This is a genomic window from Tolypothrix campylonemoides VB511288_2, from assembly GCF_045999855.1.
In the GTDB taxonomy this organism is placed as follows: Bacteria; Cyanobacteriota; Cyanobacteriia; order Cyanobacteriales; family Nostocaceae; genus Scytonema; species Scytonema bouteillei_A.
The window spans coordinates 931,152-954,584 of record NZ_JBFPMW010000002.1 but is presented as its reverse complement, the minus strand read 5'-3'; the positions used below and the strand labels follow the sequence as shown (position 1 = coordinate 954,584).

15 protein-coding genes are annotated in these 23,433 nt (G+C 40.5%); 13 read left to right on the top strand and 2 right to left on the bottom strand.

What is annotated here, in order from left to right; genetic code table 11:
* Positions 1 to 73 precede the first annotated feature (73 nt).
* Together AB0756_RS08475 and AB0756_RS08470 are read right to left on the bottom strand one after the other, a co-directional pair.
* Positions 74 to 5,683 carry an ATP-binding sensor histidine kinase gene (locus AB0756_RS08475; RefSeq protein ID WP_038084300.1) on the bottom strand — a complete coding sequence of 1,870 codons (5,610 nt, stop codon included), beginning with the start codon at positions 5,681 to 5,683 and terminating at the stop codon, positions 74 to 76.
* Between the two features lie 82 nt (positions 5,684 to 5,765).
* Positions 5,766 to 6,116: an ArsR/SmtB family transcription factor gene (locus AB0756_RS08470; protein ID WP_038084302.1), complete on the bottom strand. Its 351-nt coding sequence runs from the start codon at positions 6,114 to 6,116 to the stop codon at positions 5,766 to 5,768.
* Between the two features lie 80 nt (positions 6,117 to 6,196).
* Here AB0756_RS08470 and trxA point away from each other — a divergent pair, with 80 nt between their 5' ends.
* From trxA to AB0756_RS08405, 13 genes are all read left to right on the top strand, one after another.
* Positions 6,197 to 6,520 (top strand): thioredoxin, encoded by a 324-nt coding sequence (gene trxA / locus AB0756_RS08465; protein ID WP_038084304.1) that lies wholly within the window; start codon positions 6,197 to 6,199, stop codon positions 6,518 to 6,520.
* Positions 6,521 to 6,609: 89 nt separating this feature from the next.
* Positions 6,610 to 7,404 (top strand): SDR family NAD(P)-dependent oxidoreductase, encoded by a 795-nt coding sequence (locus AB0756_RS08460; protein WP_038084306.1) that lies wholly within the window; start codon positions 6,610 to 6,612, stop codon positions 7,402 to 7,404.
* A 248-nt stretch (positions 7,405 to 7,652) separates the two neighbouring features.
* Entirely contained in the window at positions 7,653 to 8,756 is a 1,104-nt protein-coding gene (locus AB0756_RS08455) for an alkene reductase (protein ID WP_038084308.1), read from the top strand.
* Positions 8,757 to 8,866: 110 nt separating this feature from the next.
* Entirely contained in the window at positions 8,867 to 9,538 is a 672-nt protein-coding gene (locus AB0756_RS08450) for a nitroreductase family protein (RefSeq protein WP_038084310.1), read from the top strand.
* A 92-nt stretch (positions 9,539 to 9,630) separates the two neighbouring features.
* On the top strand, positions 9,631 to 10,422 hold the full coding sequence (locus tag AB0756_RS08445; RefSeq protein ID WP_038084312.1) for a class I SAM-dependent methyltransferase: 792 nt from the start codon (positions 9,631 to 9,633) through the stop codon (positions 10,420 to 10,422).
* Positions 10,415 to 11,107, top strand: coding sequence for a glutathione binding-like protein (locus AB0756_RS08440; RefSeq protein ID WP_038084314.1), 693 nt, complete (start codon positions 10,415 to 10,417; stop codon positions 11,105 to 11,107). The genes AB0756_RS08445 and AB0756_RS08440 overlap by 8 nt, the downstream gene beginning before the upstream one ends.
* Positions 11,108 to 11,426: 319 nt before the next feature.
* On the top strand, positions 11,427 to 11,690 hold the full coding sequence (locus AB0756_RS08435; RefSeq protein ID WP_038084317.1) for a hypothetical protein: 264 nt from the start codon (positions 11,427 to 11,429) through the stop codon (positions 11,688 to 11,690).
* A gap of 460 nt (positions 11,691 to 12,150) precedes the next feature.
* Positions 12,151 to 13,065 carry a cation diffusion facilitator family transporter gene (locus tag AB0756_RS08430; protein WP_038084319.1) on the top strand — a complete coding sequence of 305 codons (915 nt, stop codon included), beginning with the start codon at positions 12,151 to 12,153 and terminating at the stop codon, positions 13,063 to 13,065.
* Between the two features lie 448 nt (positions 13,066 to 13,513).
* A complete protein-coding gene (locus AB0756_RS08425) occupies positions 13,514 to 15,010 on the top strand; it encodes a response regulator (RefSeq protein WP_038084322.1) in 1,497 nt (498 codons plus the stop codon).
* Positions 15,011 to 15,168: 158 nt separating this feature from the next.
* Positions 15,169 to 15,552 (top strand): response regulator transcription factor, encoded by a 384-nt coding sequence (locus tag AB0756_RS08420; protein WP_038084323.1) that lies wholly within the window; start codon positions 15,169 to 15,171, stop codon positions 15,550 to 15,552.
* Positions 15,553 to 15,591: 39 nt separating this feature from the next.
* The gene (locus tag AB0756_RS08415; RefSeq protein WP_038084325.1) at positions 15,592 to 16,110 is read left to right on the top strand and encodes a chemotaxis protein CheW; all 519 of its coding nucleotides are present in this window, start codon (positions 15,592 to 15,594) and stop codon (positions 16,108 to 16,110) included.
* Positions 16,111 to 16,194: 84 nt separating this feature from the next.
* Positions 16,195 to 20,337 (top strand): GAF domain-containing protein, encoded by a 4,143-nt coding sequence (locus AB0756_RS08410; protein ID WP_050046424.1) that lies wholly within the window; start codon positions 16,195 to 16,197, stop codon positions 20,335 to 20,337.
* A 212-nt stretch (positions 20,338 to 20,549) separates the two neighbouring features.
* Entirely contained in the window at positions 20,550 to 23,417 is a 2,868-nt protein-coding gene (locus tag AB0756_RS08405) for a hybrid sensor histidine kinase/response regulator (protein WP_038085063.1), read from the top strand.
* The last annotated feature ends 16 nt before the right edge of the window (positions 23,418 to 23,433 follow it).

Here is a 23,433-nt window from a genome sequence, read left to right as displayed (position 1 = left end):
AATTTTGAGTATATTTGTACTACTTTGACCAAGGTTTTAACGAACTGCTTTCTACCCCTAACGCCAGTAACGATTACTCCACTGGTATCTCAATCATAAACTCTGCACCCTGTCCTGGGGAAGAATGACAGGTTAATCGACCCTTGTGTTTATCCACAACAACCTGATAGCAAATGGACAAGCCCAATCCCGTACCACTTCCTACTGGTTTCGTGGTAAAAAATGGGTCAAAGATTTTCTGTTGCACTTCCTCAGTCATCCCAATACCGTTATCGACAAACCGAATTCTTACGGTATTGGTATTGGCTAACTCGGTACGGATAAAAATTTGGGGCTTTGTCCTATTTTCAGTGTTTGTTCCCAATGACTCTTCTAATGCATCAATTGCATTATTCAGGATATTCATAAAAACTTGATTGAGTTGACTTGCATAACAGGTAACTTTAGGTAACTGTCCGTATTCTTTGACAATTTCAATATCGGAGCGATGCTTGGTAACAAAACCTGGAGAGTTATTTGTAAGTTTTGCGATCGCATCTGCATTTTTTGCCTTCAGTCGGTACTGTAAAATCATCAATGTACTATCAATACCTTCATGAATATTAACAGGCTTCATCTCTGCTTCATCAAGGCGGGAAAAGTTACGTAAGCTTAACACAATATTGCGGATGCGATCGCTACCTACTTTCATTGAAGTGAGAAGCTTTGGTAAGTCTTCTGATAAAAATTTTAGGTCCATCTCTTCTATTTTTTCCACAATTTTGGAGACAGGATTCGGATATTCTTGCTGATACATAGCAAGTAAATCTAGCAAATCTTTGACATAGTTACCAGCATGAACGAGATTGCCATAAATAAAGTTAATCGGATTATTAATTTCATGGGCAACTCCCGCCACTGTTTGTCCCAACCCAGACATTTTTTCTGTTTGAATCAACTGGGATTGAGTCCGTTTCAATTCCTGCAAAGCTTGCTGCAATTGCTGATTTTTTTCATTGAGTTCCTGGGTTCTCTCTACTACCTTTTCCTCAAGAGTATGGCTGTATTCTTCTAACCGTTCGTTTGCCACAGCCAAATTTTTATAAAGCGTAGCATTTTGCAAGGAAATAGCTGCTTGGGTAGCAAGGACTTTGAGGACTTTTAATCTCTCGTTTGTAAAAGCCCCAGGTATCAGATTATTTTCTAGATAAAGAATTCCAATCAACTGTCCTTGATTGTGGATTGGGAGACACAATACCGATCTAGGTTGACGTTTAATAATGTAAGGATCGGCAATAAAAGTTGTTTCAGTAGTCGCATTATTAAACACTAAGGTTTCAGATGTCCGCCAGACATAGTTGATTAATCTGACAGGAATTTCTTCGTTTGACTGTACTGGAATTGATTGTAAGCATACAATTTGTAATGGTTCGGTGCTGTTACCAGGAATTGTTCGTGCTTCAATAACTAAATCCCCTTCATAGCAAAGAATTAAACAACCTGTTTCTGCACCCGCGTTCTCAAGCAACACCCGCATTAATGTTGAAAGCAATTTTTCCAACTCGATCTCTCCAGAGAGAAGCTGAGAAGCTTTGATTGCAGTTGCTAAGTCCAGAGAGTCTGAAACGCTGTTACTAGAAACACTCGTTATGCTTTCACTTAAATTAGGAATAGAATGAGTTATAACGTTAACTATTGTATCGTGAGGATTGAGGCTAACTTTTTCTTTTTGTAAGATAGAACTTAATTGGGGATAGCGTTGTTTTAAGTCCTCAAGTTTGGCTGTTGCACCCCATCGGTTATAGGCAGAATAAGCATTCACTAGATAGGTTTTGGCAATCAGTTCTTTGCCCCAAGAAAAGTAGAATTTGGCGGCTAGTTCGTAAGCAAGTGCTTCTTCATTAATATACTCGTGTTCTTTAGCAAGGAAAATGGCGCGATCGTACATTTCCATTGCCTCCACACGCTGCGTTAAAACTCGATGTTGCTCTGCCTCTATCAAATAATATTTATGTAAAAAATTCATGGGAGCGCTCTCTGCCCATGTTTTCATCTTTTTTTGATAATCGGACACCTTCTCTAAAATTTGTTGTTTCTCTAATTCATTGACATCATTATAAATTGCTAACATTGCTAAAGAAGTGTAAAAATAGAAAATAGCAACACTATACTTAGCTGGAACTACATCTAAATACTTTTCAGCTAAAGTTGCATTTTGTATAGCATGATGATAATTTAGGAATATGTAACAAAGAAATAGTTTTTGTAAATGTACGTAAAAAATTGTCATTCTGTTACCGATTTTCTGGTGAAGGGGTAGCAGAATTTTTTCATTGTAAACTTCACCTTCTAAACAACACGGGTTTTGGGATTTCCCTAGTAAATTCAAGACAGTTTGCCAATTAATTCCATGCCAATGAAGAGCTATTTCCTGCTTAATTTGAATAATTCCCTGATAGTAATTTGCCATTTCTAGTTCCAAATTTATCAGGTTTTTCCCCAGCCAAAAAGAATGCTCTGAATGCATATATATACAATAAGAAGCTTGTTCTAGATCGCCAGTTTCTAAACCTACGAAGTAAGCTTTTAATAAACAACTTAAAGTATATTTTAAGTGATTTTTCCAAGCTATGATACAAGTATTAATAACAAAAACAGTCATGCATTCAGTTTCTCTATCTTTAAATTTGGTTAGTAAATTTAAAGCTAATTGACCGAATTCATAACTAGAATCAATATCTCCTGAGAGACTCCATAAAATAATTCCGTAAGTTGCATAGGAAGCAGTGCTCGAAACACAGTTTCCATATTTAAGAGATAAATTAACTTGTTTCAAAACAATTAACGTAAACAGAAGAGGATTGGCAACGTATGTAACTGGTAGCAAGCGCCATAATATATTCATCACTGCTAGCTTTGTCGAATCAGTCATTTGAGGGAAATGAATTAAATCTTTAATTTTTTTCTTTGTTAAAGCTAGCTGTATTTCTTGCAACTCTATTTCAATGTCTTTTCGATCGAGTCCTTGAGGCAATTCTATCCCCAATAACTTTAGCACTTCTATCCCCGTGGTAATTGCTTCAATTCCTTGACTTTGTGTTTTATAAGCTTCAATTTTGACATGATAGGCTTTCATCTTATCAAGCAGCGTTTTTGCTTGTATCAACACAACTTCAACGCTTTCCTCCATCTGCTCCATATCGCCGTTGAGATACGCTGCTTCTGCTAAGGTTTCATATAGGGCTAAAGTAATTTCATAGTTGGTTTCCCAGCGATCGCATCCTAAAAGTTCTATTCCCACTGTTAAATATTTAATTGTAATTGCATAAGCGGTTGAAGACTTGGCTTTACGTCCAGCAATCAAATTTAACTCTGCTAGTTCTTTACGCTGCAAGCGATCGGTTATTAATTCTATTCCAGCATTTAATTGATTTACAATATCAAAAATTTTCTCTTCCCGTTCTGACAAAGAAAATTTTTTTAATAAAAGTTGACCAATTTTTAAGTGAGTTGATTGTTTTTGATTTTCAGGTATAAGAAAGTAAGCTGCTTGCTGTACTCGATCGTGGAGAAATTTATAGCGTGGTAATTGGCGATCGCTAATTGCTAATTGTTCATTGCTAATAGCATCATTAAGGAAAAACTTGTAATTTTCATTTTTGGGAATGATAAATCCTTCTTGCAGAGCCTTCCACAAATCCATAGCTGTCTCTACTGATGATTTCTCATGCACAATAGCAAGAGTCTCTAAATCAAATTGATTGCCAATGCAAGCAGCGAGTTTTAAAGTCTCTTGGGTATTTTTCGGTAACTTTTGTAACTGAAGTGCCATCAACTCCATCACATCATCAGTCAGAGATAGCGCCGTAGCTTGGGCAATATCGCATTGCCAATAACCAACATCAAAATTACAACTAATCAACCCATATTCATACAAAGCTCTCAAAAATTGATGGCTAAAGAAGGGATTTCCTTTAGTTTTAGTATGAACTAGTTGTGTCAGAGGGCTTGCAACTTCTTCAGGACAACTCAGGGTATCGGCAATCCAGAGATTCAAGTTAGTTAAACTTAAGGGTGATAGGGTAATTGTATTTACTGTCGCTCCATTTTTGCGAATTTCTTCTAACATCAACATCAATGGGTGGGTATTCGATACTTCGTTATCCCGGTAGGAACCAATCAACAACAAGCCCCCCTTGCTTTCCTCGGAATTTGGAGAAGATAAGAAAGAATTTGTATTTGTCTCACTTTCGCCCATCAATAATTGAATTAGCTTTAAAGAAGCTAAGTCTGTCCATTGCAAATCATCCAGAAACATCACTAACGGATGATTGGTATTGGTAAATAGGCGAATAAAGTTTTGGAACACCAAGTTAAATCGATTTTGTGCTGCACCAGGCTCAAGTGGAGAAATCGGAGGTTGTTTGCCAATCAGCAATTCCACTTCGGGAATCACGTCAATAATAACCCTACCTTGTTCTCCCAAGGCTTCAAGAATTTTTGCTTTCCACTGTTTGATTTGCTCGGGGCTTTCACTTAACAGTTGAACCATCAAATCTCGAAAGGCTTGTACCAATCCTAGAAAGGGAATATTACGTCCAAATTGGTCAAATTTTCCTTGTATAAAATAACCTTTTTGCCTCACAATAGGTTTGTGGACTTCATTGACAACAACAGTTTTCCCAATGCCAGAACAACCAGCTACCAACATTATCTCCGTAGCACCTGCACTGACACGGTTAAAAGCAGCTAGTAAAGTTTCTACTTCTGTTTGTCGTCCGTAAAGTTTCTCGGAAATAATAAAGCGGTCAGGAATATCTCGTTTTCCTAACTGAAAGCTCGCAAGACTCCCAGTTGTCTCTAAGGTATGCAAGCACGTCTGTAAATCGTATTTTAATCCTCTAGCACTTTGATAGCGATCTTCTGCCATCTTTGCCATAAGTTTGTTGACAATGCTTGATAGAATTGGGGGAATTTTGGGATTGATACTATGTGCTAAAGGTGGAAGTTTTGCAATATGACAGTATATTAATTCCATTGCGTCAGATGTATTAAAGGGCATCTCTCCAGTAAGGAATTCAAACAAGGTGACACCAAGGGAATAAAAATCACTGCGGTAGTCAATCCCTCGGTTCATGCGTCCGGTTTGTTCGGGAGACAAGTAAGCAAGAGTTCCTTCGAGAACGTTGGGATTGCTTAGGGTTTGAGTTTCTTTCGGCAGCAGAGAGGCAATGCTAAAGTCGGTCAGTTTGACTTGCTTGGTTTGAGGATTAATGAGAATATTAGCGGGTTTGATGTCTTTATGAATGAGGCGTTGGAAATGCAGTTTTTCTAAAGCGTCTGCAATCTGAAGGGCAATATGAAAAAATTGTTCTAGAGACACACCACCTCTCGTCTCTAGACTAGACATATACTCTTTGAGGGAAATAGCTCCAAAGTCTTCCATCACCAAAGCGTACCCGTTTTGGTAGTTTTCTAAACTGTAAAGTTGAATGATACCGGGTAGTTTGAGGTTTTTGGCAATAGTATACTGATTGCGAAAGTGTACGAGTTCGTTAAAGCGAGGATATTCTTGACGCATCAATTTAATGACAACAGGTTGTTGGTTGTCTTCCCGAATTGCCCGGTAAACCAACGTTCTACTGCTACAGTAGATTTGATTGGTGACGCAATAACCCGGAATTTGAAGAGTTGTGTCAACCATACCTGTCTTTAACGCTCATGCTACTACGAGTTGCTTGAACTAGTATTCCCACGAGCGTCCTACTTATATCATTGAGCAATTTCTATCCCCAGTCCCCAACGCTCAATCCCCTACTCACTGTTAGCTGTAGAGGCTTAGCCGATCGCAACACCACATCGAGCAACTCTGGAAACAGTAATTCTAAATCCTCTCGTCGCAAGATATTAATGTGTTGGGTGCCTTCTTTTCTAGTCAAAATGACACCCGATTCTCTCAGTATCTTAAAGTGGTTGGACATCGTTGACTTAGCGATCGCAAAATCGAAGTCACCGCAGCATTGCTCGCCTTCGGTTGCCAAGCGTCGCACAATTTCCAACCGTACCGGATCGCCCAGAGCATACAACACTCCAGGCAGCGAAATGTTTTTTTTATCTGGATGATACAAGAATTTCATATTTTTATTATGTCACAGAGTTGACACTATTTCTTTTATTCGATAATATCGAAATATCGAAATATAGAGGAGGGCTAAATATGTCATCCGTTACAAGCGTGACAGAGTCCACATTCAAGCAAGAAGTCCTCGAGAGCTCAGTCCCGGTATTGGTTGACTTTTGGGCACCATGGTGCGGTCCGTGCCGCATGGTCGCTCCCGTAGTCGATGAGATTGCTGCCGAATATACAGGACAGGTAAAGGTCGTGAAGCTAAACACAGACCAATATCCTACTGTTGCCAGTCATTATGGAATTCGCAGCATTCCAACACTGATGGTGTTTAAGGGAGGTCGCCAAGTAGATACGGTAGTAGGTGCAGTTCCAAAGACAAGCTTGGCTAAGACTTTAACACAGCACCTGTAATACAGTTAAATAATTCGTAATTATTCACTCAGCGATCGCTGGTTACTAGTTAGCGATCGCTGATATTAACTGATAGGCAGGAGCACCCTATGGACTTGAAGTTACAAGGTAAAACTGCGCTGGTAAGTGGATCGACTGCGGGTATTGGTTTTGCAATTGCCCAAGGGCTAGTACAAGAAGGTGCATCGGTAATTATTACCGGAAGGTCAGAGCAACGGGTTTCACAAGCCGTTGAGAAAATTAAACACAGCAACCCCGAAGCAAAAGTTTCTGGAATAGCTGCGGATTTAGCAAAAAAAGAAGGTGCCGAAAAAGTCTTTCAACAGGTTTCAAGCACAGACATTTTAGTTAACAACCTTGGTATTTACGAACCCAAACCATTTTCAGAGATTACCGATGAAGATTGGTTGGATATTTTTGAAGCTAATGTTTTGAGTGGAATTCGGTTAAGCCGTCAATACTTCTCAAAAATGCTAGAGCAAAATTGGGGACGTATTATTTTTATCTCTAGTGAATCGGCACTTAATATTCCCGTTGAGATGATTCATTATGGGATGACTAAGACGGCTCAATTATCTGTGGCAAGAGGCTTAGCAGAAATGACAGTTGGAACTGGGATCACGGTAAACAGTGTTCTTGCAGGACCAACGCGTTCCGAGGGTGTTGATGGCTTCATAGCAAATATGGCAAAAGAGAGAGGAATTAGCTCAAGTGAAGTTGAAACCGACTTTTTCCAAACTCTTCGTCCAAGTTCCCTCATTAAAAGATTTGCCACGATTGAAGAAGTGGCAGCAATGGTTATTTATCTGTCTAGCCCATTGGCAGCTGCCACAAATGGTGCTGCTTTGCGGGTAGATGGCGGTCTTCTCAAGACTGTTGTTTGAGGCTTACTCCCAACTCATTCTATAAATTGCTGATTTTCGTACTAGCGCATCTAGGCTAATTTGTTGGGTAAAAGCTAATCGGCTAATGAGTTTCTTTCTCCCCTGCTCCCTGCACAAGAGCCCCCCTACAGTCTCAACCCAACATTTCAAGGCGGGCACGGTAGTAGCGTGGACATTACCCGCCATTCAATATTGGTGGGCAAATGCCCACGCCTGCAGTAGAGACGCATAACCACCAACCAAACAATATGAACTTATTCTCACGTTACAAACTAGGAAATTTAGAATTGCCCAATCGCATTGTTATGGCTCCCTTAACCAGACAACGCGCTCTTAAAAATAACGTACCGCACCAACTGAACGCTACATATTACGCCCAACGAGCAACAGCCGGTTTGATTATTGCCGAAGCCACTCATGTTGCACCACAAGGTTTGGGCTATATTTATGCACCTGGAATTTTTTCACAAGAACAAGTTGAAGGTTGGAAGTTGGTGACGGATGCGGTACATCAGCACGGAGGCAGAATTTTTCTCCAAATATGGCATGTAGGGAGAATCTCGCACCCAGATTTACAACCCAATGGAGCCTCACCTGTAGCACCTTCTGCCATCGCAGCTAGAGGCGAAATACTCACTTATGAGGGTATGAAACCTCTTGTGATTCCTCGGGAATTGGAAACATCAGAAATTCCAGAAATTGTAGAACAATTCCGCCAGGGAGCAGAAAATGCCCTAGCAGCTGGGTTTGATGGTGTAGAAATTCACGGGGCTAATGGTTATTTGCTCGATCAGTTTCTGCGGGATGGAACGAATCACCGTACAGACAGATATGGTGGTTCTGTGGAAAATCGTGCTCGGTTGTTGTTAGAAGTAACGGAAGCAGTTATAAGTGTGTGGGGTTCAAAACGGGTAGGAGTACGCCTTTCGCCCAGTGGCACTTTTAATGATATGCGTGACTCCAATCCTCTTGAGACATTTGGTTATGCTGCCCAAGCTCTTAACAATTTTGATTTAGCATATCTACATATCTTTGAAGCAATAGAATCTGATATCAAACATGGGGCCGTAGTAGTACCTACGAGTCATATTCGAGAACGCTTTCACGGTACCCTCATGGTCAATGGTGCTTATACTCTTGACAAAGCCAAAACGGTTGTAGACAAGGGAGAAGCGGATCTTGTATCCTTTGGGACGCTGTTTATATCAAATCCAGATTTACCCAAACGCTTTGCTCTCAATGCACCATTGAATCAAGCAAATCCAACAACGTTTTATACGGGTGGGGCAAAAGGTTACACAGATTATCCAACACTGGATCTCCAATCTTTCTCTCCGGCAGGAGTAAAATAACCCGTAATTTGTAATTCGTAGTTCTTAATTAAATAAGTAATTACGAACTGCGAGTTTGGAATTGGTGTTCTAACAAATCTATAATGTGAGAAAAATAACGGATAAATCCAATGGTTCAAGAACTCGACCTGAAAACCAAACCTCTGGATGTACCAAGCGCTATTTATCAGCGTCGTTCTATTAAAACTTTCAAACCAGACCCCATATCACCAGAACTGCTCAAGCAACTTGTAGAACTGACTGTAGCAGCACCGAGTAGCTTTAATATTCAAGCTTGGCGCATAATTATCGTACAAGATGAATCACAAAAAGCGGCTCTTGCTGCTGCATCTTGGAATCAAAAGCAAGTCATTGAAGCACCCGTGACTTTTGTCTTTGCAGCTGATGCGAGTGCAGGAGAACAAGATTTAACACCGATTTATAATAAAGCACTTGAAACAGGTGCTTGGAATGAAAAGACAGTGGAGTACTTTAAAAGCTCTATCCCTCAGTTTCAAGCAGGTTTGGGAGACAAGCGGCGAGAGTACGCTATTAAGGATGCCATAATTGCTTCTACCCATTTGGTGCTTGCTGCAGAAAGTTTGGGCTTGTCTACCTGCTTTATGAATGGTTGGATTGAAGAGAAAGTGAAAGAAGTCATTGGTGTCGCAGACAATCGAGATTTTGCGATCGCAGTGCTTGTACCTGTTGGATATGCAGCAGAACCCCGTCGCGATCCCGGACGCTTGCCATTCGCCTACAATGTTTTTGTCGATAGAGTGGGCAACCCATACAATGGTTAGTGAAGTATGAAGGATAAAGGATAAAGGATGAAAAGGTATACAGGATAAAAGTCGGAATTCGATACTTCATCCTTTGTCCTTTAGATAATTTTATGAAAATTGATTTCGGTGCAACTGCTAGTGATTACGCAAAATATCGTGCGGGTTTTCCCAGTTCGTTGTTTAACAAACTTTCTGAATACGGCATTGGTTTGCCAGGACAAAATGTTGTAGACATTGGAACAGGAACGGGGACGCTCGCACGTAACTTTGCTATGAGAGGATGTCATGTCATTGGTATCGATCCATCAACATCTCTCCTCGAACAAGCAAAGCAATTAGATCTCGCTAACAACGTTAAGGTAAATTACCGCCAAGCATCTGCTGAGAACACTGGGTTAGAAGATTCTAGCGCTGATGTTGTAACAGCAGGACAATGCTGGCATTGGTTCGATCGCCCCCGTGCTATTCAGGAAGTGATTCGCATACTGAAAGCAAACGGGTATATTGCGATCGCTCATTTTGATTGGGTACCGTTAAAAGGCAATGTAGTGGAGGCGACTGAACACCTAATACAAGCTTATAATTCCGATTGGAACATGGGGGGTGGAAATGGTTTATATCCACTGTGGTTGCGAGACTTAGGAGAAGGTGGATTCCGAGACATACGAACATTTTCATATGACGTATTTGTGCCATATTCGCATGAGGATTGGCGGGGAAGAATTCGGGCGAGTGCTGGTGTGGGAGCGAGTTTAGAAAAAGACAAAGTTGAAGAATTCGATCGCGAACTGGCAGGATTGCTCCAAAGCCAGTTTCCTACATATATGCTTCAAGTTCAACATAGAGTTTTTGCAGCAATTGCAAAGTCACCAAAATTTAAGGATGTCTTAAATCATGATTGAGCTTTACTACTGGACAACCCCCAACGGGCATAAAATTACGATGTTTCTTGAGGAAACTGGTTTACCCTATACCATCGTTCCTGTCAATATAGGAGCCGGGGATCAATTCAAACCAGACTTTCTCAACATCTCTCCTAACAATCGCATCCCCGCAATTATCGATAAGGAACCAGCAACTGGAGATGGTCCCATTTCGGTTTTTGAGTCTGGTGCGATTTTGCTGTATCTAGCAGACAAAATTGGAAAGTTGATCCCAGCCGATCTGCGCGGTAGAGTTGAGGTCCTTCAGTGGTTGTTTTGGCAGATGGGAGGTCTAGGTCCTATGGCGGGACAAAACCACCACTTCAGTCAGTATGCTCCAGAGAAGATTGAGTACGCAATTAAGCGCTACGTCAACGAAACAGGACGCTTGTATGCTGTACTGAACAAGCAATTGACAGATAAAGAATTTATTGCGGATGAATATTCTATTGCAGATATTGCCTGCTATCCCTGGATTGTCCCTTACGAACGTCAAAACCAAAATCTTGATGATTTTCCCAACCTCAAGCGCTGGTTTGAAGCTATTAAAGAACGTCCTGCAACAATTCGTGCTTATGAAAAAGCAGAAACATTCAAAGATCGGGCACTTGATGTTGAAAAGTCAAGAGATTTATTGTTTAACCAATCGGCAAAGACGGTTTAGGGCTAATGGCTAATAGCTAATGGCTAATGGCTAATAGTACGCAGGTTATGTTCTTAATTTCGTTATCAGGCGAAGCCTTGTAACGAGAAAAAAGATTAATTTCAAAGAGTTTTACACTAACAAGCGTGTCACGCAGGTTCGTTCCCTAACCTCAGTTTATGGTGGGTAACTTGAGTGACACGTATTGCATATCTATAGCAAAAGTCAATGGTGAAATCCCCCTTCTGTAAATTCAGGCACAAAAGGAGATCCAATCCGTGAAAAAAGCGTATAATAGGGGACTTGTTTGTCAAATATCTGTAATAGGAGACACCTCCTCGTGAAGGAAAGTATCATCAAAATCTCAAAACCCCTGCCAAAAGTTCCACCCCAATCTAGTGATTCTGAATTGCTATCAATTGTGACCCAAACTGAAGAATTTAGCATACCAGAAGAACCGCAAGAACTAGATCTAGAACCTATAGATATGCTGGCAGAACCAGCTTACCCTAGGTTTGCTAGCACAAATTCTAGCGGTTGGAAGGCATCAGACATTCTGCGTGAAGTTAGACTGGATTATTTTGATATCGGTGGAGCTGATTAACCAGTCATGAGTTACTGAGTATCTTTATTGGAAATTAAGTTAAAAAGCATCAGGTTAGTTTACTAAACTTACCCACTTGAAAATCATTTTTCTCATTTCTTCCGGTCGAGAGAGTGCCACTCATCCAGCAAAAGGGTTGTCTACTTTGTTACGCCTTCATTATGTCCAATACCAAAAATCAGAGTTTTTACTCTAATCTTTAAGAAAAATCAGACTTTTTCTGACTTTTTCAGCCTGCAAAGTCCCGAAAAATGGCTTACATTGAATTTTGTAAAAAGATTATAAGCCTTCCTATTTTGTGTTAAATGCACTCATAAAAATTTTGAGTGCATTTTATTTATATGCAAAATCCCCTGTAAGGGCATTGTTTGAAAACGTTAAATGGCTGTTAAATAAACGAAAGCCATCATTTGAATATAAATTCATATGTTTGGATAGTAAATAATAATGTCATATAAAAATGCCTATTTCTCATCAACACCACGGTCACAGTCACGAACCACCTAGTTACAATCGTGTTTTTGCGATCGCGACTGCACTCAATCTAGGATTTGTCTGCCTTGAAGCCCTGTTTGGCTTCTTCAATAATTCCTTGGCTTTGATTGCAGATGCAGGGCACAATCTCAGCGATGTTTTGGGGCTACTTTTAGCTTGGGGAGCTTCCTGGTTATCCCAGCGTCGTTTTCGTCATCGTTATACTTATGGTTTGCGCCGTTCTTCCATACTCGCAGCACTGGCTAATGCTTGCTTTTTACTGCTAGCAATGGGTGCTATTGCTCTCGAAGCCTTTAAGCGGTTCTACAGCCCGGTACCAATTGAGGGTCATGTAGTGATTGGCGTAGCTATGGTGGGAATTGCTATTAACACGGGTACAGCATTGATGTTCGTGTCTGGTAGAAAAAGAGATTTGAATATCAAAGCAGCATTTTTGCATATGGCTTCGGATGCTTTAGTCTCTCTTGGTGTGGTACTGGGTGGTCTTGCCATTATGACAACAGGTTGGTTGTGGTTTGACCCAGTTATCACACTGATTATTGTGATTGTCATTGCTGTTGGCACTTGGCACTTATTTCGCGATTCTATCGATTTAGCTCTTGATGCGGTCCCAAAAGGAATTGACTTGCTGGCAGTTCAGACTTATTTCACAGAACTCCCTGGTGTTGTAGAAGTTCACGATTTACATATTTGGGCAATCAGTACTACAGAAGTCGCATTGACTGCTCATCTTGTCATGCCAACAGGAAGTCCAGGCGATGCTTTTCTAACCCGAATCAGAATCGAACTCCATGACAATTTCGGTATCGAACACACAACTATTCAAATCGAAAAAGGTGGTTTTCTACTTTCATGCAATCAAGAGTCCTGTTGTGGTTAATATCCTTATAGTTGATGCATGGCTTCGTATCCAATTTATATGTTCTACTTATGAATTACTTTATATTAAGTTTTTTAAGATATGAGATCTGTCTTTTGATAGTTGCCTGAGAATTTGTAAAGTTTAATATCAAAGGTAAATAATTATAAAGAGTAACTTGAAAATCTTTGATAAATGGCTCTATGTTGATGTGAGGTTTCGTTTCACTCTTATTTAAAATTTATTCACAGAATATTTTAAGTAAAATTTTTAATTTTCCGTAATATTACTGGTATAACATAGTAGTATTACTGGTATAACATAAAAGTGAATAAAAAATCAGACTAGTATAAATAACAAGAGCATAAGAGTTGCTGTTTGGCAATCAAGACCAAAGGCTAGAAATCTGGAAAAACTGGGTGCAACTTCCATACGAATCAGGCAACGAATATCTTAAGGAAATCACGCAATGCAACCAGCACTTCCAAGCTTTGCCAATCTTGCCAAAGGATTGGCTGTTCTAAGCCAGCAACGAGCCACAGGAGAACTCATCTTCTCTTCAGGGAATGAGAAATGGCATTTATATTTATTTCTCGGGCGTTTGCTATACGCCACTAGAGAAAACCATCGCGTTCGTCGTTGGTATAGAATCGTTACGCAAGATTGCCCTAGTTGGAAATTTGAAGACAATAACATAACTTTACAAAAAGATGAACTTTGGGAATATCAACTGCTGAAGTTAGGTCTTGAACAAAATCAGTTGACCTTAACCCAAGCAAAAAGCATTGTTGGCAAAACGATTGATGAGGTTTTATTTGACCTTGTCACTCGTTCCCAATTACACACTCATTGGGTACCTAAAAAATTACATCCAATTGCTTTAATAGATGTCAAACCATGCTTGTATACAGCTGTTGAACTAAGAAATAGGTGGCGCAACATGGATTTAGGGCAATTGAACCCCGATTCTGCACCAATTGTGAAACAGCCAAACTTTGAAAATTTTAGAGTTCCTAAAAATTACTTTGGAATCATTCAGCTTGTTAATGGAGAAAACACAATTTGGGATCTTGCTTCACAACTCCAACAATCTGTCTTAACAGTTGCTCATGACGTACAGCAATTAGTCAATCAAGGCATTCTTGAACTATCATTTATTCACGATCGCTCCGTTCCGGTAAAGCTTGTAAATTCTAATTATCAAAATAAAAAATTTTCCCGCTCGTTCAATTCTGTTGATGATGTCCAGCCAGCTTCAACTTCGTCATCTCAACCCATCATTTCCACAAAGGCTTCCAGTCACTTCCCCAAACTAGAGAGACAATTACAAGTAGAAAACTATCATACATATAGTAATTCTCCAATACAAGCATCTAGCCCATTACCAATTGTCTCAGTACCTGTGACTGCTATTCCCCAACAAGATGTGCAGGGGAATTTCGCGATCGCAACAGAAATAATTACACTTCCAGCCTCTCAACCTACAACTGACTCCCATAAAAGTTCTGACACTCCTCAACGAGAATCGATTCCTCCGCTTGTAAGTACGCTGAAACCCGAACAAGAAAGCCCCTTAATAGCTTACATTGATGATAGTCGAAGCGACAGCTTAAAAATGGCATATATCCTGACGAAATCTGGTTATCGGTGTATTAACATACAGGAATCAGTGAGTGCATTAACGACCTTATTAGAGAATAAGCCCAGCCTGATTTTTTTAGATTTAGTCATGCCAATTGCAAACGGTTATGAAATTTGCTCTCAAATTCGTCGTGTCTCAGCTTTAAATCACATACCCGTCATCATTCTTACTAGCAATGATGGAATTGTAGACCGCGTTAGAGCAAAAATGGTTGGTTCATCAGGCTTTTTAGCAAAACCAATTGTGACAGAGAAAGTGCTAAAAATTTTACAGAAGTATCTACCAAACTCAGTAACTACAACAAGGATGAAGGATAAAGGGTGACCAATCAGTTAATAGATGAGACAAATACGTGGCAGTTTCTTTAAGCAGGAAAACCCCGCCAAGTACTAACTCATCAATTTATTGATAAAGTTTGTGACCTACTTCATAATTTATAATTCATAGTTAATTTGTGACAGCGTAGCTAGGAAAATACTTTTATGACGACAGTCCTTTTAGTTGAAGATAGCTTGACTGAAACACAGGTCATAACCTCTTATCTCAAACAAGCTGAGATAAAGGTCATCTGTGCCAGAAGTGGTGAAGAGGCACAAATTAAACTGCAATCAGAAACTCCAGATTTAGTCATTTTGGATGTTATTTTACCAGGTCAAAGTGGGTTTGAACTTTGTCGAGAACTGAAAACCAATTCCAATACTCAGCATATTCCTGTAGTTATGTGTTCAACTAAAGGCACAGAAGCAGACAAATTATGGGGCTCAATGTTAGGAGCCAATGCTTATATATCCAAACCAGTAAACCAACAGCAACTTATTCAAACAATTAGAAACTTGACTAATAAATTTATAATTCGTAATTATTAACCAAGCCGTTGATAATTGCCAATTATTGAATTATGGAATATGCAAATTAATTCGTCATTAACAGCAATCGATTTAGATCCATTAGGATTAGAAGCATTACTTCCAGAAAGAAATCTTTCTAAATTGCTCCGCTTTTCTCTGACATCACAAAACACTGCCTTGCTACCTTTAGAACAAGTTGCAGAAGTGATAAAAGTCAACTCGGTAGATATTTTACCAATTCCTGAAATGCCAAACTGTATTTTAGGTATTTGTAATTGGCGAGGAGAAATGCTTTGGCTTATAGATCTCAATCATCTGATTAGCTATGCTGCACCAAGAATAGCGACACCTATGGCAATAGTCGTTCAGGTGAATCAACAGGCTGTAGGTTTGGTAGTAGAGCGAGTCAATGATGTTGAGTCACATGACTTGGAGCAACTGCAAAAGGCGGTAACTGGTTTGTTTCCTCGTTCGTTTTTACCTTTTGTTTTGGGTGTTTTACCTAGTGACAATCTCGTTTTAGATGTCACAGCTATTATTCAGAGTCACCTCTGGCAAATACATCGTCAGGTGTAGGGTTGGATGACCCGTTCATATGGATCGTGGGGCAATGTCCACCCAACAGAATTTTTGAAGTTTGAATAGTTTAAAGGTATTTTCATGCAGGATTTTCAACAAATCGAACAAAGTTTAAGTTCACAATCTTTTTTTGAAGAAGCACCAATTTATAGTAATGGTGATGGGAATCAGAACCAGATAAAAGGAGATTTGGATTTACACAAAGCTTTGGATTTGGTAACTGGTATAAAGATAGATTTACAGCAAGAAGGGCATTCTATTAAACCAGAAGCTCGTGAAAAAATTCTGCAATTAGAAAAATGGGTTCAGGAATTACAAACCCAGTTTGATACTGATTTAGCGATCGCCACCGAGCAAAACAGCAAGCATGAACGACAAAAGTTGTCTGAGCTTCTGAATCAGATGTATCAGACAGCAAATGCCGATACATTGTTAAGAACTACAGCAACTGAGATTCGCAAACTTTTACAAGTCGATCGTGCATTAATTTATCGATTTCAATCGGACAAGCAGGGCATAGTACTTGCTGAATCAATGACATCCAGTTACACGCCATCTCTAGGAGAGTATTTACCAGCACTTATCTTTGGGATAGAAGATCGGGTAGATTGCAAACAACGTTCGGTCATCGCTCTTAACAACATCTATGAAAATGCTTTGAGTGCTTATCAGCTCCAACTTCTCAAACAATTCCAAATCAAGACTAGTTTGAGCCTTCCACTTCAAGTGGAAGGGCAAGTTTGGGGACTACTTGTGGTTCAGCAATGTTCTCATGCGCGAAAGTGGAAAGAAGCAGAAGTAAACTTGCTGCATCACATCGTTGCTGAACTCAAGTTGAAGTTGCAAACAATAGAGCTTAAAACCCAGAGATATGAAGAAGCCAAGCAGGAAAAAGTTTTGGCTCAAATCCTGCAAAAAATTCCGCCATCTTCTGATGCAAGCACGACACTTGGTAACATTACCCAGCAACTGCGGCAATTTTTTAAAGCTGACAGAGTTGTTGTTTACCGGTTTTTCCCCGATTGGAGTGGTGAATTTATTGCTGAATCAGTTGGGGCGGGCTGGGTATCCTTAATGCAAGAGCAAGAGAACAATAGCAATTTTCAATCAGCGAATATAGTAGATTCCGATTTTTGTAGTGTGAAGTTGTTGGGCAATCCTACGACCCGATCCACTGATTCTTATCTCAAAGATACACAAGGTGGAAGCTTTGTTAGAGGCAAGGGAATCAAGCGGATTGATGACATCTCTACAGCAGCCTTCTCCGATTGCTACCGCGAAACTTTAGAAAAATACCAAGCTAGAGCTTATATCATTGCCCCTATTTTTGAAGGCGAACAACTTTGGGGTTTGCTGAGTGTTTATCAAAACTCCACTCCCCGGATCTGGCAAGATTCTGAAATCACGTTACTGTCACTCGTGAGCGGTCGTCTCAGTACTATCCTCAAGCAAGCTGAAGCAGCCGCACAACTCCAGCAACAATTAGAGCAATTTATAGCGGAAAGAGAGCGAGCGCTAACGCGTGTTATTGAGAGAATACGCCAACCTTTAGACGTAAATGTCATTTTCAAAATGACAACTCAAGAAGTCCGAACTCTATTAAAAGCAGAACGAGCAGTTATCTACCGCTTTGACGATGACTGGAGTGGAGAGTTCGTCGCTGAATCAGTGACGAGTGGTTGGACTCCTCTGTTGCAAGAACAGTTAGACAATCCACTCCTGCGAGCAAATGTCAGCGAGTGCAGTGCGAAAATCCTTGGAGGTGGTAATGCTAGAGTTACGGACACCTACTTGCAACAAACTCAAGCAGGACAATTTACAACAGCAGCAAACTTTAGAGTTGTCAGCGATATTTATCAAGCTGGATTTTCACCGTGTTACATTGATGTTTTAGAACAGTATCAAGCTAGAGCTTATATTATTACTCCAATCGTCAAAGGCAATAAGCTCTGGGGTTTATTGGCAGTTTATCAGAACTCAAATCCCCGACAATGGGAAGAATCGGAAGTTAAAATTCTCACCCAAATTAGCAATCAACTGGGAGTAGCCATACAGCAAGCCGAATACCTAAAACAACTTAAAGAACAGTCTGCCCAAATAACCAAAACTGCAGAAATAGAAAGATCTGCTGCCAAAGTTATTGACAAAATTCGCCAATCATCAGATATAGATACGATTTTCAAGACAGCATCTCAAGAAGTCCGCAAACTTCTCAATCTAGAGCGAGTTACCATTTATAAATTTCGACCGGATTATTTTGGTGACTTTGTTGTTGAATCTGAATCTGGGGGATGGCCCAAATTAGTAGGGAGTGGTTGGGAAGACCCTTATTTAAACGAACATCAAGGCGGAAGGTTCTGCAACAACGAACCTTTTGTTGTACATGATGTTTACAATAGTGGGCTGACAGATTGCCATGTTGAAGCGTTAGAGCACTTTGGGGTTAAATCTTGCTTGGTTGTTTCCATATTTCAAGGGCAGAAGCTTTGGGGATTGCTCTCAGCTTTTCAACACAGCGGACCTAGGTACTGGGAAGACATAGAAGTCAAAATATTGACGCAAATTGGATTGCAGTTAGGAATCGCGTTGCAACAGGCGGAGTATATTGAGGAACTGCGCGTACAATCACAACGATTAGCCAAATCCGTAGAACAAGGAAGCGCTTACAGCAAACTCGTTTACAGGCTGGGACTGGCTCTCATTCAAGAGAATTTTTCACTAGACAACCTTTTGCAGATGGCTGTTCAGGAACTGCGGAGACAGTTAAAGACTAGCAGAGTTGCTATCTACTGCTTTAATCCTGAGTGGGGCGGTGAATTCATAGTTGAGGATGTACATAGTGATTGGGCAAAAGTTGTCGGAACTGAGTTAGCCCGGACAGAAGATACATACCTTCAAGAAACAAAAGGCGGTCGATATCGGCGCAAAGAAACCTTCAGTGTCAACGACATTTATACTGCAGGGCATCAAGAATGCCACGTCCAACTTTTGGAACAGTGGGGAACAAAGGCTTACATGATTGCACCCATTTTTAAAGGCGACCGACTTTGGGGGCTCTTAGGCGCTTATCAGAATGACAAACCTCGCCAATGGGAACACATCGATGTTAACTTGCTAGCTCAGGTAGGAGTACAAATTGGTCTTGCTTTACAACAAGCAGATTACTTGGAGAAACTGCGCTCTTCAGCACAACAACTTTCAGACGCAGGCGCACGCGAAAAAGCAGCAAAAGAACAATTGCAGATGGAAGTCATTCAGTTATTATCTGCAGTACAACCAGCACTGAGCGGAGATTTAACCGTTCGAGCAACGGTGACAGAAGGTGAAGTCGGTACAATTGCCGATGTTTACAACAACACCTTACAAAGCCTGCGAAAAATTATCATGCAAGTGCAGACCTCTTCGAGAAAAGTTGCTCAAACATCTCAAGCAAGCGTTGCTTCTATCGTTGGTTTAGCTAACCAAGCACAGCAACAATTTCAGTCTCTTAACAATGCTTTAGAGCAAATGCAGACAATGGCAAACTCTACCAAAGCCGTAGCAATAAACGCGCAACAGGTAGAAGCCGCCGCCCAACAAACCAATCAGATTGTGCAGCTAGGGGATGCGGCTATGAACCGTACTGTCGATGGCATTCTTGACATTCGGGAAACAGTTGCAGAAACTAGCAAACGCCTCAAACGCTTCTCTGAATCTTCCCAAAAAGTTTCCAAAGTTGTTAATTTGATCGGTCACTTTACTACGCAAACCCAACTGCTTGCTTTGAACGCAGCCATTGAAGCCACCAAAGCAGGGCAATACGGACGTGGTTTTGCTGTTGTTGCAGATGAAGTCCGAACTCTAGCACGTCAATCTGCTGATGCAGCAACTGAGATCGAGCAACTCGTAGAAGACATTCAAAAAGGTACGGCAGAAGTTTCTATGGCGATGGAACATGCCATTCAACAAGTTGCTTCCGGAACCATGCAAGTTCATGAAGCCCGTCAAAATCTCAATGCAATTGTTGCAGCAACTAACCAAATTAGCCAGCTTGTGGAGGGTATTACTCAAGCAACACAAGTACAAACACAACAGTTTGAATCAGTGACGCAAACCATGACAAAAGTAGCTGCTATTGCTAATACAACCCAAGAGAATTCTATAGAGATTTCTACCTCTTTTAAAGAACTTCTCAGCATGGCACAAAATCTTCAGACAAGTGCCGATCGGTTTAAGGTTGATTAATTAAGGGTTAGTGGTTGGTGGTTGGTGCTTAGTCGCTAAAGCTTTTCGATGCCCAATCTCTAACCCAATACGGTTCAGATAAGACTCGATCCCCCCTAGCCCTCCTTAAAAAGGGGGGATCTTCAAGGATGAGATATTGTTAACTGAACCGTATCGATCTCTAACCACCAATCCAAAATCTAAAATTTAAAATCTAAAATCTAAAATTAACAATGACATTTGACGAGCAAAGTTATCAATATTTTCTCCAAGAAGCTCAAGAACTGCTACAAGAAATAGAACAAGAATTACTCAGTCTTCGTGAAGGGTTTGATATTAATAAAGTTTATAATTTGATGCGAGCAACTCATACTTTAAAAGGTGCAGCGGCTAGCATCAATTCAGGAACGATCGCAACGATAGCTCACTCTTTAGAAGATATTTTTAGAGCTATCTGTAAACCTAATTTATGCATTGGACCAGAAGTTGAAGCTTTACTTTTTGAGAGCTATGAATGTCTTTATCTCTCCTTAAATGCAGAATTTACGGGAAGCTTGTTAAATGAGGCTGAGATTCTCGATCGCATTTCTGATATTTTTGCACAATTGCAAGAACAGATGGGAGACTCTTTTAGCCTAGAAGCCGATCTTCCTAACTCAGAAGAATTGGGTTTCGATTTAACAAAATCTATATTTGAACTAGGTGTTACCCAACGATTAGATGAACTGGCTGCAGCTATAGCTAGCGCCGACCCCGAACAAATTTTTTCTCTGTTAAGAACTCAGGCTGAGGTTTTCTTCGGTTTGGGTGAATCATTAAATTTACCGGGATTTCAAGCTATTGCTCAGTCAGTACTGAGTGCTTTAAATAACTATCCCAATCAATCGATAACTATTGCTCGTATTGCTCTGGTCAACTTTCAGGAAGCTAGAACATCAATACTCAATGGCGATCGTACCCAAGGTGGTGAACCCTCGCGGGCTTTACAGCAACTTACGACACCGCGCACTCGTGTAACAGACGCAATCCTCAACTCATACGACACACCACAGCCAACGTTCCCAACTTTGGAACAGGCTACTTCAGTTTCCCACTCAACACCTTCTTTTTCTAACACTGTCAGAGTCAACGTTGAGCATTTAGAACAACTGAATTATTTCATTGGAGAATTACTGACCAACCAAAATCGCCAGTCTTTGCAAAACGAACAACTCTGGAGTGCGATTCGAGTTCTTTCTTCTCGGTTAGTCAAACACCAACAACAACTTTATGAATTAACTGGAGACTGGGAACTGGGAATTGGGGACAAGGGAGACAAGGAGGATAAGAAAGAAGTACAAATAACCAATCTCCCTTCGGATTTGCACTCTCCTATAGCGCAAACGCGATCGCGGTTGTCTTCCCAACGGTCAATCTCCAATCCTTACTTACTTATTCAATCAATTCTAGAAGACACCGTACAACTAATAGAAGCCTCCGAAGCGGTAGAAATGTTTGCTCGCGAGTCTCAAGAAACTCTTGAAAAACAGCGTCGATTGCTGATCGGTAGTCACGATTCCCTCATGGAAGCCCGAATGCTACCTTTAGGAAATCTTTTTGAACGATTTCCCCGTATCCTGCAACAATTAGAAATAGTGCATAAAAAGCAGATTGCGTTGGAGTTTCACGGGAGCGATACTCTAGTCGATAAAGCAGTTGTTGAACGTTTGTACGATCCTCTATTGCACTTAGTTCGCAATGCCTTTGACCACGGAATTGAAGCTCCTTCTACCCGTCAAGAATGGGGTAAGCCAGACAAAGGTGTCATTGAAATTCGGGCTTACCATCAGGGGAGATATTTGATAGTAGAAGTTCAGGATGATGGACAAGGCTTGGATTTTGAAAGGATTCGCAATAAAGCAGTAGAAGAAGGATTGATTTCACCGCAATATGCTATTAACTTGAGTCACGAAGAAATTATTAATTTATTATTTGAACCTGGGTTCTCTACAGCTTCAACTGTGAACAATCTCTCCGGGCGTGGTATGGGTCTTGATGTTGTTCGCACTCATTTACGAGCAATTCAAGGTACAGTTTCCGTCTATTCCGAACCGCATCGCGGTACAATGTTTAGACTTCAAATTCCTCTAAAGTTGACAATTGATAAATTATTAGTTTGTCAAGCAGATGAGAAAATTTACGCTTTATTTGCTAACGCAATTGAGGAAATTATTATTCCTAAAGTTGAGCAAGTTAGATGCTGGGATGGCGGTAAAGCCCTTCGATGGCGTAAAGGGGATACGGAAACTCTTATCCCTATTTACCAACTCGCTACAGCCTTAAATTATTCCTCACCGATTTCTCAATTTCCCATCTCTCAGCCAAAACATTCTTTTGCTGATACAGAGAATAAAATGATGCCCGTTATTCTGATTCGCTGTCAGGAGCGACTTTTAGGTTTGGAAGTAGAGCGACTTTTTGGAGAGCTTGAATTGGCAATCCGTCCTTTAGGAAGTGCGATCGCACCCCCTCCTTATGTTTATGGAGGTAGCATTCTAGCAGACGGTCGCCTTACGCTGGTCTTAGATGGAACTGCATTAATCAATCATTTGTCCGAACAGCAAACTCAAGAGAACGCTAACAACTTTGTCAGTTCGGTACCTCTCATGCCAAACCTGAAGCATCAGCAATTACCAATCCAAACGCGTGCTGCTTTAGCAGACGCAAGCAATTTTGAGAAAAAACCATGTAAAACAATTTTGCTTGTAGATGATTCCATCACTGTACGTCAAACTCTATCGTTAACTTTGCAAAAAGCCGGTTATCAAGTTGTTCAGGCTAAAGATGGTTATGAAGCTATTGAGCAAATTCGTTACCATTCCGATATCCAGTTAGTCTTTTGCGATATCGAAATGCCTCGAATGAATGGGTTTGAGTTTCTAAAAACCCGCCAGCAAGATCCTAATTTATCTGATATCCCGGTTGTTATGCTGACTTCTCGAAGTAGCGACAAACATAGACTGCTTGCTTTTAAATTAGGAGCAAATGCTTATATTACTAAGCCTTATTTAGAACATATGCTGTTAACAACAGTGACTGATGTATTAGAAAAGAAAAATTAACAGGAGGGGGATAATT